12 protein-coding genes are annotated in these 12,872 nt (G+C 46.0%); 9 read left to right on the top strand and 3 right to left on the bottom strand.

Translation table 11 applies throughout. The features are described from left to right. Window positions 1–62 precede the first annotated feature (62 nt). A complete protein-coding gene (locus tag ACFQO0_RS15730; protein WP_041296406.1) occupies window positions 63–308 on the bottom strand; it encodes a hypothetical protein in 246 nt (81 codons plus the stop codon). A 203-nt stretch (window positions 309–511) separates the two neighbouring features. On the opposite strand from ACFQO0_RS15730, the gene ACFQO0_RS15725 reads away from it, so the two are divergent. The 6 genes from ACFQO0_RS15725 to ACFQO0_RS15700 all read left to right on the top strand — a co-directional run bounded on the left by ACFQO0_RS15725 (window position 512) and on the right by ACFQO0_RS15700 (window position 7,777). Continuing rightward, window positions 512–838: a hypothetical protein gene (locus ACFQO0_RS15725; RefSeq protein WP_041296407.1), complete on the top strand. Its 327-nt coding sequence runs from the start codon at window positions 512–514 to the stop codon at window positions 836–838. Window positions 839–1,260: 422 nt separating this feature from the next. Continuing rightward, window positions 1,261–2,688, top strand: a complete 1,428-nt coding sequence (locus tag ACFQO0_RS15720; protein ID WP_012078869.1) for a ComEC/Rec2 family competence protein — start codon at window positions 1,261–1,263, stop codon at window positions 2,686–2,688. Window positions 2,689–2,998: 310 nt separating this feature from the next. Beyond that, window positions 2,999–4,441, top strand: a complete 1,443-nt coding sequence (gene hxsB / locus ACFQO0_RS15715) for a His-Xaa-Ser system radical SAM maturase HxsB (RefSeq protein WP_012078870.1) — start codon at window positions 2,999–3,001, stop codon at window positions 4,439–4,441. Further along, the gene (gene hxsC, locus ACFQO0_RS15710; protein WP_041296408.1) at window positions 4,438–5,565 is read left to right on the top strand and encodes a His-Xaa-Ser system radical SAM maturase HxsC; all 1,128 of its coding nucleotides are present in this window, start codon (window positions 4,438–4,440) and stop codon (window positions 5,563–5,565) included. The genes hxsB and hxsC overlap by 4 nt, the downstream gene beginning before the upstream one ends. Then, complete coding sequence (gene hxsA, locus ACFQO0_RS15705; protein WP_012078872.1) at window positions 5,562–6,161, top strand: His-Xaa-Ser repeat protein HxsA; 600 nt, start codon at window positions 5,562–5,564, stop codon at window positions 6,159–6,161. The genes hxsC and hxsA overlap by 4 nt, the downstream gene beginning before the upstream one ends. 644 nt (window positions 6,162–6,805) lie before the next feature. Then, complete coding sequence (locus ACFQO0_RS15700; protein ID WP_041296409.1) at window positions 6,806–7,777, top strand: hypothetical protein; 972 nt, start codon at window positions 6,806–6,808, stop codon at window positions 7,775–7,777. Between the two features lie 232 nt (window positions 7,778–8,009). Here the strand turns inward: ACFQO0_RS15700 and ACFQO0_RS15695 are convergent, their stop codons facing one another. Both ACFQO0_RS15695 and ACFQO0_RS15690 read right to left on the bottom strand, forming a co-directional pair. Beyond that, window positions 8,010–8,729, bottom strand: coding sequence for a cysteine hydrolase family protein (locus ACFQO0_RS15695; RefSeq protein ID WP_012078874.1), 720 nt, complete (start codon window positions 8,727–8,729; stop codon window positions 8,010–8,012). Between the two features lie 63 nt (window positions 8,730–8,792). After that, entirely contained in the window at window positions 8,793–9,368 is a 576-nt protein-coding gene (locus tag ACFQO0_RS15690) for a TetR/AcrR family transcriptional regulator (RefSeq protein WP_012078875.1), read from the bottom strand. A 177-nt stretch (window positions 9,369–9,545) separates the two neighbouring features. On the opposite strand from ACFQO0_RS15690, the gene ACFQO0_RS15685 reads away from it, so the two are divergent. From ACFQO0_RS15685 to ACFQO0_RS15675, 3 genes are all read left to right on the top strand, one after another. After that, a complete protein-coding gene (locus ACFQO0_RS15685; protein ID WP_012078876.1) occupies window positions 9,546–10,109 on the top strand; it encodes a TetR/AcrR family transcriptional regulator in 564 nt (187 codons plus the stop codon). 77 nt (window positions 10,110–10,186) lie between these two features. Further along, window positions 10,187–11,500 carry a beta-ketoacyl-ACP synthase II gene (gene fabF, locus ACFQO0_RS15680; protein WP_012078877.1) on the top strand — a complete coding sequence of 438 codons (1,314 nt, stop codon included), beginning with the start codon at window positions 10,187–10,189 and terminating at the stop codon, window positions 11,498–11,500. A gap of 403 nt (window positions 11,501–11,903) precedes the next feature. Next, window positions 11,904–12,866, top strand: coding sequence for an aliphatic sulfonate ABC transporter substrate-binding protein (locus ACFQO0_RS15675; RefSeq protein ID WP_012078878.1), 963 nt, complete (start codon window positions 11,904–11,906; stop codon window positions 12,864–12,866). Window positions 12,867–12,872: the final 6 nt, after the last annotated feature.

The raw sequence follows: 12,872 nt of genomic DNA, 5'->3' as shown, positions 1-12,872 counted from the left end.
TTTTATTTAACCGAGGAGGAGTCGCCTTCGGAAGGAGGGGCTGAGACCGGTTTTAGAATGTTTTACCAACGTGTGTAGGTCGTATGCTCGGCATCTTTCACTCGCAAATTTTGCTCGTTGATATCGACAGCTTTGATTGCTTGTCTTACGCAATATTCAATTTCTGCTTTTGCTATGCCTTTCGTTAGCGCGTTCAGTTCTTGCCTAGCTTGATCATGTTTCATTGCGCCTTTGTGCATAAGGCGCAGGATCGCGTTGATCAATCTAGCTGCTTTATTCAGCTCGTCTTGAATATTTGTGCTTGTCATTTATTGGTACGAAAATTTTTGCAGCAAGTTTAACTCTTTGCCATAAAACGGGATATGAATGATTCGGAATTCGTGATCCGCGAGTTAAATGCAGATGCTCAGTTAATGGAAGAGTGACCTGACAGCATTTACCATGTTTATGGGATTAGCTTCCATAACAGAAACGAGTACATTAGCTGGTTCTCTGCCTCCCGTCGCTAATCATGGAATATATCGTCATATTTGGTTTAATCGTCGCTGCTTCTCTCTGGTATTCAAGCCATAAGAAGAAAGTACGTCGGCAGCGCTTAATGACGAAATATGGGGATGCTGATTTGGTCGACCGTATCATGGACGGCCTGTTCTGGCAGGGGCAGACAGATGAACAACTTCTAGACTCAATCGGCCAGCCGTTAGATGTTGATTCTAAAGTGATGCGGGCTTTCACCCGCAAAATTTGGAAGTATCAGCAGACCGGAAAAGGTCGATATGCCCTCAGAATCACACTCGAAAATGACATCGTTGTGGGTTGGGATAAGAAATCTTCTTAAGCAAAATATTGTCGAAGGATTGTCTGCTTTGGGCCGGAAGCAGAGGTCAGATGCTATTAGTCGACGCCGAGTCTGAGATTGGCAGCCTCTTTAGGTCAGGGTTCCTCGGCATGCCAGCCTTTCTTGGGCTTTGGTTCAGGAGATCTTAGATCATGGCTGCTAGGATTTGATTCTCTCCATTTACCATCACCTTGGTAGTTGAAGGTGATCCCAAACCGCTCGTCTAACCGGTTTTTCTTATCGCGTTCTACTGGCGACCTAGCATCTTACTAGGAAGGAAATATTGACACCAAACGCAGTTTGGGCTGTCGATGAATCCAGGAGATCAATATCAACATAAAGTACGAGCCAAGACGTAAGCGTGCTAGTAGTTCCAAATGCAGTTCCGTAATATTGATTCACGGTCAATGGAGAAATAGGGCATGAATAGATTCTTCCTCCGAGAAGGATATCGGCGCGAGTTACCCCTTAGGGTCTACGCGCGCCTCGACGATATTGAACCAATAACATCCAGCCCTGAAGACGCAATAACCTTTGTGTTCGACGCCGTTGATGCCGACTGGAAAGGCTTCGAGGAAGGCGGGATGTTCAACCTATTAGATCCGGATCTTGATCGACGCATTCCGGCCTATTGGCGTAAACGGTTCGGCCGCGATGATGACAACGAGTCAGATGGTCCGGACGGCTATGAAGAAGTGCCAATTTTCCGTCTCGAAATCTCGCTCTCTCGCGATAATGAACTATTCAAACTAATGCCTCAGGACGAGGAAAGATGGATCTCGCTCAAACTGTCGAGTATCGAAAGCGATACTACAGTCGATGTCTATGGTGGTTTGTTCGCTCCACCGATGCGAGCCTTTCTCCATAGCGCTCCCGCAGCCGCGCCATCAGTTCCGCTTACTATCCTGTTCGATATGAAGAGTTGGCCTGATGCGAGCGAGGCCGATCTGCTCGATGCACTAAAACCAAAGTGCAAACTTAACGCTTTGGTTTGCTTCGATATTGGCCAAGGTTTAGCTTCGGCCTTAATCTGCGATTGCGGGGTGCCGCTCTACTATTTTGATACCGGGTGCGGCTCGGGGCGCAACGCCCCGACGGCACCCGCGATCGTCGATTTCTGTACTTGCGATTCGCCAACTGTCATTCTCTCTCACTGGGACACCGACCACTGGGCTGGTGCTTCTGGCCACGCTAGACTGCAGGCGTGCACCTGGGTAGTACCGCGCCAGACCATATCGACGACGCACACAGCTTTTGCTAACGCCATCCTCAAGGCGGGCGGGAATATCCTTGTTGTAGGGAATAGTGCATCGCCGCTCAATTGGTCTGACCATGGGCAAGACTATAATTTGCGGCGTGCTACTGGAAAGGGGAGAAACGGCAGCGGGCTAGTTCTTATAGTGACCGATCTCACCTACCAAAGATCATGGGTGCTGACGGGTGACGCAGGTTATAACTTAATCGCACATAGCAAACTGCGTAAAATTGCTGCCCTGATCGTCCCACATCACGGAGCAGACATGGGCAAAAGTAGCATCCCTTTTTTGCGCACCTCCAGTTATGCGCGTCTGTTCTACTCCTTTGGCCCTGGAAACGGTCACGGACCCAAGACACCGCCGGTCTGCCATCCAGTCGCTACGGCAGTGAAAGTACATCAAAATGCAGGCTGGGATCATGGTTTTTGGACTCCCGCTACAGGTGGTAAATTGCTTGCTGGGGGCAATGTTTTGGCGACCGCGACGCATCCCACGAATCATCTGGGGGGAGGTGCTGCCGGATGGATTGCTCCACCCGGATCACTCGGCCATTTAGCAGTTTGCCCCAATGCCATGCCGGTAACCCAAACTTGATGTGGAACGTGGTTCCCATATCTGCTAACGCCGAAAATGGTCATGTGAACATCGGCATTTCGCATGGATGCTAAAAGCAATCTAGGAGCTTTGTGGTTCTAGTGGAGCTGCAGCATCCATATCCACCACTGAGAGATCAGAGGCAGGTGGACGAGAGACGGTTCATATTGAAGTACAGTAACGACTTCGGCTCACCGCAATTTACGGTTGCCATCGCAAAGCCATAACTACAATTACAGCTAGCAAACCAGACCTTCTGTTATTTTGTAATTCCGATTTATAAATCGGAATTTTTCTCTCTGGAATATTCATGAGTTATCAATCTATTCCTTTGCCATTTCTTACGAGAGAGATTTCTGACGAGTTGATGATTGCTATTTCCGAATCAGGCGATCATATATTTACAAGTGTTGATGAAGTCAGGCAGATAAGAAAACACCCCAGTTCGCTTTCTCACGAGAGACAAGCATTTTTGCGCGCCCGTTTTTTTATAAAATCCGTGGATCAATCACCTGGAATGAGACGGTTATTAATCTCACGGCGCGCTGCTAGGCGTACTACGACACAAGACGGGCCTTCGCTTCACATCATCGTGCCGACACTTCAATGCGCACATTCTTGCAAATACTGTCAGGTGAGTCGCTCTCTCAATGATGAGGGGCATACGATTAAAATTGAAGATTTGGATGCCGCGTGTGAGTCTATTTTCGAGAGTTCATCACCGACCCTTACTGTAGAGTTTCAAGGCGGCGATCCTTTGCTGCGCTTCGACTTAGTTAGACGTGCCATTCTCTATATTACGAGTCTGAATAAATCTCAAAACCGTCGAATACGGTATGTGGTTGCTTCCACATTGCACCAGCTGAACGTAGAGATGTGTCTTTTTTTTAAAGAACATAAGGTTTATTTATCGACCAGCATTGATGGACCATCTAGGCTCCACAATAAGAATAGACCTACCCCAACGCGCGATGCTTTCGAGAGAACGTTACAGGGAGTGGCGCTCGCACAAAAAATTATAGGCCCTGATGCTGTGTCGGCCTTAATGACAACGACCAAGGAATCACTTCTCTATCCCAATGAGATAGTTGATGAGTATGTACGGCTCGGGTTTAAGGAGATTTTTCTGCGGCCATTAAGTGCTTATGGGTTTGCAAAGAGAAATCAGAAATTTTTGGCTTATACACTTGAAGATTTCAATCAATTTTATTTGTCCGCTTTAGAGCGAGTTCTATATTGGAATCAGCAAGGGGTAGAGTTACGCGAAGTTTACACCTCGATTATTTTGAACAAACTGTTATCTACATTTGATAGTGGATACGTGGATTTGCAAAGCCCTACGGGCGCGGGTCTAAGTACGTTGGTTTATAACTACGACGGATTTGTTTACCCGAGTGATGAGGCGAGAATGATCGCCGAGACAGGCGACCAATCTTTACGTTTGGGACGAATTGGAGAAGCAATAGCGTCCCTGTTAAGTTCTGATATTCAAAAGAATCTCATCAATGCCAGTCTCGTTGATTTAGTTCCAGGGTGTAAGGAGTGCGCTTATAACCAATTCTGCGCGCCTAACCCTGTTGATTCCCAAGCTCAATTTGGAACGCCTTTCGCACCTGTACATTTGACGGAACATTGTCGTCGGCATATGTGGTTGTTTGACTATGTTTTCTCAATTGTAAAAAATGCGGATGACGACTTACTTGATCTTTTTTGTCGTTGGGCTGAACCAGTTGTAGATAAGGAAATTCTATGAGACGCATAGCAGCCCGGATTGATGAGGTTGTGGAGTCTCAGGTCCATCGGGTAATTGCGATTGATCAAATCTCCGACAGTTGGACGCCAGATATACGATATCTGGTTCTCGTTAATGAGAAGAGTGAAATCGAAGAGGTGGTGAAGCTGCGATCTGCAGGCTTAACCAACATCGGCTGGATTGAAAGTGCCGATATTGAGATTGATGATGTCGTGGTTCCGCAGGCAAAAAAATCGGTAGCGATCGTTCTGTATCGCGCGAACGATTTACATCACTCTCTTTTGATGACGAATCAATGCAATAGCTATTGTTTAATGTGCTCGCAACCGCCAACAAAACAAAACGATTCTTGGCTTGTTCGGGAGGCAATTGATGTCATTAGGCACATTCGTATTTCACCTGTTGTCCTGGGGTTGAGTGGGGGGGAGCCTTTATTGCTCGGATCTGCGCTTAGAACTGTAATAGATGAAATTCACAGGAATCATCCGAATACTAAAATTGAGGTACTTACAAATGGTAGGCTCTTTTCCGATCGCGTAATTGCTAAGGCCGTACTTGATGAGCTCGGTAACTATGTCAGTTGGCTTGTCCCGCTATACGGTCATGCCGACTTTATTCATGATTTCGTTGTTCAATCGCCCGGAGCGTTTGATGAAACAATCGCTGGCTTGCTTGTACTGCAAGAGCATAAGCAGCCCGTTCAGCTTCGGATAGTATTAATTGAACCTGTACTGCAGATATTGGATGAACTCAGTTCTTTTATAGGTAGGAACTTAGCGTTTATTCGTGAGGTTGCTCTGATGGCGTGTGAGCCAATTGGTTTTGCGCTTGCCAATCGGGAACATTGCGAAGTTGATCTAAATGATTGGGAGGCCCAGCTTGTGGCCGCCGCGAAGATTTTTCGACGCGCCAAAATTCCATATTTATTTATGAATGCACCCCTCTGCTCTTTACCGAAGATACTTTGGGCAGACTCACATAAGAGTATTTCCGATTGGAAGAATGTATATACGGAAGAATGCGAAAAATGTTCAGTAAAAGAAAGTTGTTCCGGTTTGTTTAGTTGGCATGAAACTGGTTGGAAGCCTGCAAAAGTAAAGGCAATTGAGGAGACTATCGCGTGAGTAAATTTATCAAAGATCTTTCCCTGTTTTTAGCGGGGGTTCCGCTCCTGTTAGCAAAAACGTCTAGCGCAGCAATGCCTCCTGCTGAAATGTTCACCGACTCATTGGAACCAACTGCTGTTCCTTTACGACCATTGAACTACGATATCGATAATTTATTCGCAGGACACCGATCTCATTCTAGTCACAGATCTCATAGTTCGCATTACTCAGGATCTGGAGGAGGCTCTTATAGTCGCAGCTATCCATCAACACCAAGCTATGCTGTTCCAGATAAATCTTATCAGCCGAGCTCTGGTAGCTCGGTAAATAATTTTTCAAGCGGCGTTGGTACAAGTGATAGATCAAAGAAATCGAATGCAGATTCTATTAACTCGGCACCTGTGCTTACACACACTGAAAAATTAAAATTACAAATAACACGAACTCAAATCAAGTTGCATAGTTTGCAATTGTACGATGGGCAAATCGATGGAGTGATGAATGAAGATACGAAGATCGCGTTAAAGCGTTTCCAGATGATAAAAGGACTCCCTGAAACTGGAACTATGGGAACGTCTACCTTAAATGCACTTGGGTTGCCTGCCGTGAGGTAAAGATTATTTGTATTTTGTAGCGAAAATTTATTCTAATTGTTCGTCGAGATTCACTCGCCGTTTGTAATGGCGGAGAAAATTACTGTCCGCTATCGGCCAGTAGCGGACATCCATATTGGTTTGTAACAGCATGTTGCTAAGTCGCACGCGCCGTCTTTAAGGAGCAGAGTAGGAACATACAAATAAAGCAAAGAGGCGCACCATGTCGTATCAATGCAAAAACAGTAAATGTATGTGTGGCACCCAAAAAAGCGCAGTCAATTGTGCCGCTGACGGACATGGTAGTTATTTCGTTTGCGCTGTTTGCAGTTGCAGAACATATGTCAGTGGCAGCGGCTTGCAAGCTTATGCAAGCTCACATATTTTTGACCGTCGCACACAACCTAACTTTTCCTAATTGATAAATCATGAGCAGCAGGCGTCAGTCTTGTTCGTGTAAAAAAGCCCCGTCTATGCGGGGCTTTTTCCAGTTCAGTTTTTCGCAACTTTCTATCAATCAGAATCGGTGACGGACAAAGCTTTCATTTGATCCTTTTGCATGTGCAAATGGTAATGTCCGCTGTCGGAAGCAGACGGCCGCTATCGACCCAAAGCGGACGTTCAAATTAGTACTTCCCCTAATCTCACCAGTGATAGGATTACTGATGACTTTTATATCTAAAACTGTAACCCCCACAGTAGACCCTAATGCATTCTCTGGCATTCGCTCCTCCAATGCCGCAGGGCAGAAAAAACCAGTTGATACAACGGTTTCTGGCGACACAAAAGGCGCATCAAATAGCGTGGTAGAAATCAGCGGCCGCGCAGCATTGCTCTCCCGTTTATTCGGTCAAGACGAGTCGACATATACCGGTGAGGTCAAGACTGATAAAAGCAATATGTCGGGTGAGTTAGTTCCTTACTTGACCAGTAACGACCGGACAATGCTGGAAAAGATGTACGAATATTCATCCGCGAATGGAATTGATTTACGGCATGTCGATGCCTTAGGTACGGACTTGGCAATATACCGGCGCTTCGGGGCAAGCGTTGCTCCAAAAGACCTCTACGATGTTGAAGGGCATGCATTAACAGTTGTGTTCTCCGCCACTAACAAAGCTGCCGCAGAGCGGATAGCTCATGGCGATGCTATCGCTTCGACGACTATAGAACAAGGTTTCCTACGCTCCAAGTTAACTGCCGGCGGGCATGCTGTTAATCACGCGTTCCTTGAACGAATGGTGCAAGTATTTTCGACTGGTGAAAATGCGCTTTCGAGCGGTAGCACTTCCGCAAATTATGGAGGCATCGCCGCTTATAGTGCTGAAGCGAATAAACTCGTCAATATTGCTTCTGTCGATGTTCAACTTGTCATACCTGAAGCTGACTACGTTAATTTCAATGGCGTGGGACATTGGCGCACTCCAGAACTCGAAGCTCAACATAACCTACGGATTAGTAAGGGTAGTGTCGAAAGCGCAATATCAGGCTTGTTGGCTGGCGATGACGATAGCATCCGTGACTTTCTGACGCTATTGAATGGCTATGCGAAGAGCAGGAATGTTAGCCAGGGAGAGATGAATCAGATGATTGAGCTATTGAAATACCCGTTGGCGAACGACATTGGCCCTAACTAACTACGAATAAAAGTAGTGAAGCAGCAAAGCCTTAAAAATTGAATAGACATCAGTAACTAATGTCTGCTTCTGGCCAGAAGCAGCCTCTCAAAACATGTATAAAAAAGCGACCCGGAGGTCGCGTTTTTCATTTCACGTCGAATTAATCAGACGCCTCAATTCAGGCGTACCGGGTGCTTTCAAATCAGCATGTTTAGATTTGAACCATTACTTATTACGATTCGAATATGTATTAGATCTCTGAGCGCAGTTGACGAATTGTTTCCTCCGTTGTCCATAAGGCATGAGCTAGAAACCTAAAGTTGATAATTGCAGCAAGGTATCCGTCACCTTCTGGTATTCGAGGGCCTGCAGTTGCGTCACGCACTACTACAACTTCGAATCCCTGTTCGATTAATTCACGCAAATGCGATTCGATGCACAAGTTTGCAGCCATGCCGGCAATAATGACCTGAGACACACCTTTCTTTCGCAGTTGCAAAGCTAGATCATTTGATTCAGGGCCATAAACTTTATGTGGCGATGCGATGATGGTTTTTCCATCCAAGATATATGGCTTATATTCCTCAAGGAAGTCCGCGCCGGAGCCTGCGAATCCCTCCACTGTCAAAGGACCAAGGCGGCCGAACATACCAATGTCGTGCATGACATGTTCAAGTGGGCCACCAAAGTTCCAGTTGTGATCAACCGGATAGTAATAGTGCGGTGAGACCGCGACAGTAATGTCGCTACTTTTCGCTGCTATGAACAGCTGCTCGATATGCTTGACCGTATCGTTTTCCGTAATGCTCTCACCGAAGAACGGCCAGCTCACGCCTTTGGGGCTCAGGAAATCGTTTTGGGGATCAACCACGACAAGGGCCGCGCGGCTGAGATCAAGTTTAAAGGTCGACGGCTTAAATATTGGATTGACTGGGTCGTCGTAAAGACCGTTATTTGCTGGAGTTGTCATTATTTTTCCTTGGTTACGTTAAAGAAAGCTGACCAGTCATCTAATTAAAATATAAAAAAATATTTAGACGAGCAGAGCAGCCAAAACTAAATTCTCAAAACGATCGAAAGGTGCTCGATCTTGATCAACTTTTGCGCGCATGACGGCGCCTTCGTAGGCGTCCAACATAGCAGCAGCAATCTTTCTACATTCGTTCGATGAACGCAATGGCAACGCCAAAGCAACATGTTCCTCGATCGTTTCTTGCCAGCGGCGAAATATATCCTGCAACTGACTGCGGACAGCTCCGCTGGTGCCACCTAACTCAAGTGAGAGATTTCCGATAAGGCAACCGCGGACGAAACCATTACTTTCGTGGAAATTCGACAATGCTCTGAAATGAGAGCGCAAAGTAGTGGCGGGGTCGCGACTTGTACGTGCAGCTGATTGCAGAGTTTCAATCTCGGTCCAATATGCTTCCAGAATTTCTACGGCAAAGGCATCCTTGCTAGCGAAATAGCTATAAAAAGAACCCTTGGGAATGCCCGCAGCATTCGTAATTTCTTGCACTCCACAAGCGTGGAAGCCGTTCATATGAACAACTTCCCTGCCGTGCGAAAGCAAGCGATCTCTAACTTCAGGATTGGTTGGGCGGGACATATTTAATTAGCCGACTGGTCATTTAATATTATTTTGCGCCTTGTCTTTCGTTGTGTCAACGGCTGATCGTTGCGACGACCACAATTTCGAGCATCCATAACCGTTTTACCATGGCTGTAAATACTGCAGCCGTTCACCAAGTCGTGCTAATATTACCTACCATCCAGTAGGATTGCTATGCCTTCAACTATTCCGTCGACTACAAAGTCGAATATCGTCTTGTTAGCCAAACGGCTGATCAAAACACGTTCGTATCTTGGCTTTAGTTTTCAAGATATTGCTAATGAAATTGGCTTAAAAAAAGCTAGCCTCCACCATCACTTTCCGTCAAAAGAAATGCTCGGCGTCGAGATCATTCAAGAGATGCGCTCTAGCTTCGACGATTGGTCGGAGTCGATTTCTATTGTTCCAGAAAAGAAGTTGGACGCGTATTTCAAAAAATTTCGAGACGCGGTGAAAGTCGGTGAAGAAATGTGTCCAGCAGGTGGTTTGGCTTCGGCCTGGTCATGCGTCGGAGAAGAAATGCGTTTTGCTGCACGTGATTTACGAAGCGCACACATTATGTTTTTAACCAATGCCATTGCTGGAATCAATAGGCAAAGAACAAAAAAAGCGACAAATGAGCTCGCGTCCTATGTCTTTTCAGCTTGCCAAGGGGGATTGATCTCTTCGCGGATGACCGGAAGGGCTGAGGAATTTGATTTGGTAATTAAGCATCTTCGTTCAACGATATACGCTTAAAACAATTGCAAGGAGCTCTGCTCCTTTTTTATTAATCTTTTTGCCTACCATCCGGTAGGTTGTTTATGAGGTGATTTATGTCTGCCGTTTTTCAAGCATCTGACTTTTCGAACAAGCCACGTCAACGCCGTGTGGTCGTTACCGGCATGGGTATGGTTTCCCCCTTGGGATCGGGTGTGGAAATTGTCTGGTCGAGGTTATTGTCAGGATCATCCGGATTACGCAGACTTGATGAAAATATGACCGCCGGTATCGACGCAAAAGTCGGTGGCGTTGTCCCTTCAATAGCAGAAGATCAGAACGGTGGATTTGATCCAGATCGTCATGTGTCATCAAAAGATCAACGCAAAATGGATAAATTCATTGTGTATGCCATAGCTGCATCTGAAGAGGCACTACGTGAGGCAGCCTGGCAACCAACAACTGAGCGTCAAAAAGAACGAACCGCAACCATAATTGCTTCTGGCATCGGTGGATTTCCAGCGATTGCCAATGCGGTACGTGTCACCGATACAAAAGGTCCTAATCGACTATCACCATTCACTATTCCCTCGTTTTTGATTAACTTGGCGGCAGGACACGTTTCAATAAAGTACGGATTCAAAGGACCAATTGCAGCACCTGTTACTGCTTGTGCGGCGAGTGTTCAAGCCATAGGAGATGCAGCGCGCATGATTAGAAATGGAGAAGCTGATGTGGCCTTATGTGGAGGTGCGGAGGCTGCTATTGATAGGGTTAGCCTTGGTGGGTTCTCCGCAGCGCGCGCATTATCAACCAATTTCAACGATGAACCTTGTGCGGCCTCTCGCCCATTTGATCAAGCACGAGACGGTTTTGTGATGGGCGAAGGAGCCGGCATACTCGTGCTGGAGGATCTCGATCATGCGCTGGCAAGAGGAGCCAAACCAATTGCTGAGCTAATAGGTTATGGGACGACAGCTGATGCGTATCATATAACCGCTGGCCCTACGGATGGTAGTGGCGCCGCACGAGCCATGGCTATAGCACTTGAGCAAGCAGGAATAACTGCAGCAGATGTACAGCATTTGAATGCGCATGCCACATCTACTCCGGTCGGTGACGCTGGCGAACTAGCCGCAATCAAGGCGGTGTTTGGCACGAGTAATAGCATTGCCGTTACGTCCACAAAATCAGCAACGGGCCATCTACTCGGTGCAGCGGGTGGAGTTGAAGCCATATTTGCTATTTTGGCACTTCGTGATCAGATCGTGCCTGCGACATTGAATCTTGAAACAAAAGATATTGATGCTACTGGTGTAGACATCGTTAATGGTATCGCTCGGAATATGGATATTGAACATGCGATGTCGAATGGTTTCGGATTTGGCGGCGTCAACGCGAGCGTGTTATTCAAACGATGGACAGATTAACCGGTGCTAATTCAATTGTTGATTATTAAAAGTCCTCTTTGGGTCGAAAGCTGACGATCTTTATCGGTCAATAGCTGACGTCCATATAAAAATAAAAGCGACCAAGTGGTCGCTTTTATTTTTCGTTCAGAAGCCTTAAAAGCTTCGTTGCAAAGACTATCAATGCTTAGGGAAGAACGATAAGACCTGATGTCCATAAAAGTATATATGTGCATTCTTGGACGCGAAAAATTAAACGCATATCTAAATGCGAAATGCTTCTTTGGTAGAGTTTTTATGAATGGATATTATTTGATTCTGTTTTCTACCGCGCCATACTTTGATGCAAAGCTCACACATTTCTCGCATTTTCTCGTTGGATCTTAGCAATGCGCAGGCCATTATCAACTCTTACGCTTAATTTATGAATTCCTCTATTACCCAAAAATTCCTAGCTTATGTAATCTTGTTTTTACTAACGGTCATGAGCGTCAAAACAGCTCTAGCTGCTGATGCTTATAGACCCGATGTTCTACGAGTTGGATTCCAAAAGTACGGCACGCTTGTAGTTCTAAAGGCACGTGGTGATCTTGAACGCAAACTCGCAAATAATAATGTAAAAGTTGAGTGGTTCGAGTTTCCAACGGGTCCACGTTTGCTAGAGGCTCTCAATATAGGAGCCATTGATTTTGGCGTAACAGGCGATGGGCCACCTATTTTTTCGCAAGCAGCCGGCGCTAAATTTTTCTACGTGGGCTATGAACCACCATCTCCAAAAGGCATTGCATTAGTAGTCAAGGAGGAGTCTTCAATCAAAAGTGTCAAAGACTTAGTTGGGAAAAAAATCGCAGTAAGTAAAGGAGGTAATGTCCATGTGCTCTTACTTCGAGCATTACAGGTTAATGGTCTGAAGCCTACTGATATTGTTCCAATTTATCTGGCGCCAGCAGAGGGGCGGGCTGCTTTTGAAAGTGGTGCTGTCGATGGGTGGGTTGCGTTCGATCCGTACCTTGCAAATGTTCAGCATTCTAGTCGTACTCGGGTAATCCAAGATGGACAGGGTTTGTCGCCCAATTACCAATTCTATTTTGCATCGGAGGCTTTAACCACAAAAAGGCCTGATGTCGTTAATTTAGTTTTGAGCGAAATAAAGACAGTGGATGAGTACGCTAGTAAAAATTTTTCGTCCGTTGCGAAGCAGCTTGCTCCGCTAATTGGCATGGATGAATCCGTGGTTATCACTGCCTTGCAACGTATGGGCTACGGAATCTCGCCGGTAACATCCGAAATTACTCAATCTCAGCAGAAAATCGCTGATATGTTTTACGAGGTGGGACTAATACCAAAACCCGTACGAGTAGAAGCTGTAATTTGGAAACCTAACTGAGGTTAC

Source organism: Herminiimonas aquatilis (assembly GCF_042665175.1).
GTDB lineage: Bacteria > Pseudomonadota > Gammaproteobacteria > Burkholderiales > Burkholderiaceae_D > Oxalicibacterium > Oxalicibacterium aquatilis.
This window is presented reverse-complemented; position numbering and strand designations above follow the sequence as displayed.

What these genes read in the sequence shown, in the direction of transcription:
- ACFQO0_RS15730 (WP_041296406.1), bottom strand. Translation starts at nt 308, where the DNA reads ATGACAAGCACAAATATTCAAGACGAGCTGAATAAAGCAGCTAGATTG.
- ACFQO0_RS15725 (WP_041296407.1), top strand. Translation starts at nt 512, where the DNA reads ATGGAATATATCGTCATATTTGGTTTAATCGTCGCTGCTTCTCTCTGG.
- ACFQO0_RS15720 (WP_012078869.1), top strand. Translation starts at nt 1,261, where the DNA reads ATGAATAGATTCTTCCTCCGAGAAGGATATCGGCGCGAGTTACCCCTT.
- hxsB (WP_012078870.1), top strand. Translation starts at nt 2,999, where the DNA reads ATGAGTTATCAATCTATTCCTTTGCCATTTCTTACGAGAGAGATTTCT.
- hxsC (WP_041296408.1), top strand. Translation starts at nt 4,438, where the DNA reads ATGAGACGCATAGCAGCCCGGATTGATGAGGTTGTGGAGTCTCAGGTC.
- ACFQO0_RS15700 (WP_041296409.1), top strand. Translation starts at nt 6,806, where the DNA reads ATGACTTTTATATCTAAAACTGTAACCCCCACAGTAGACCCTAATGCA.
- ACFQO0_RS15695 (WP_012078874.1), bottom strand. Translation starts at nt 8,729, where the DNA reads ATGACAACTCCAGCAAATAACGGTCTTTACGACGACCCAGTCAATCCA.
- ACFQO0_RS15690 (WP_012078875.1), bottom strand. Translation starts at nt 9,368, where the DNA reads ATGTCCCGCCCAACCAATCCTGAAGTTAGAGATCGCTTGCTTTCGCAC.
- ACFQO0_RS15685 (WP_012078876.1), top strand. Translation starts at nt 9,546, where the DNA reads ATGCCTTCAACTATTCCGTCGACTACAAAGTCGAATATCGTCTTGTTA.
- fabF (WP_012078877.1), top strand. Translation starts at nt 10,187, where the DNA reads ATGTCTGCCGTTTTTCAAGCATCTGACTTTTCGAACAAGCCACGTCAA.
- ACFQO0_RS15675 (WP_012078878.1), top strand. Translation starts at nt 11,904, where the DNA reads ATGAATTCCTCTATTACCCAAAAATTCCTAGCTTATGTAATCTTGTTT.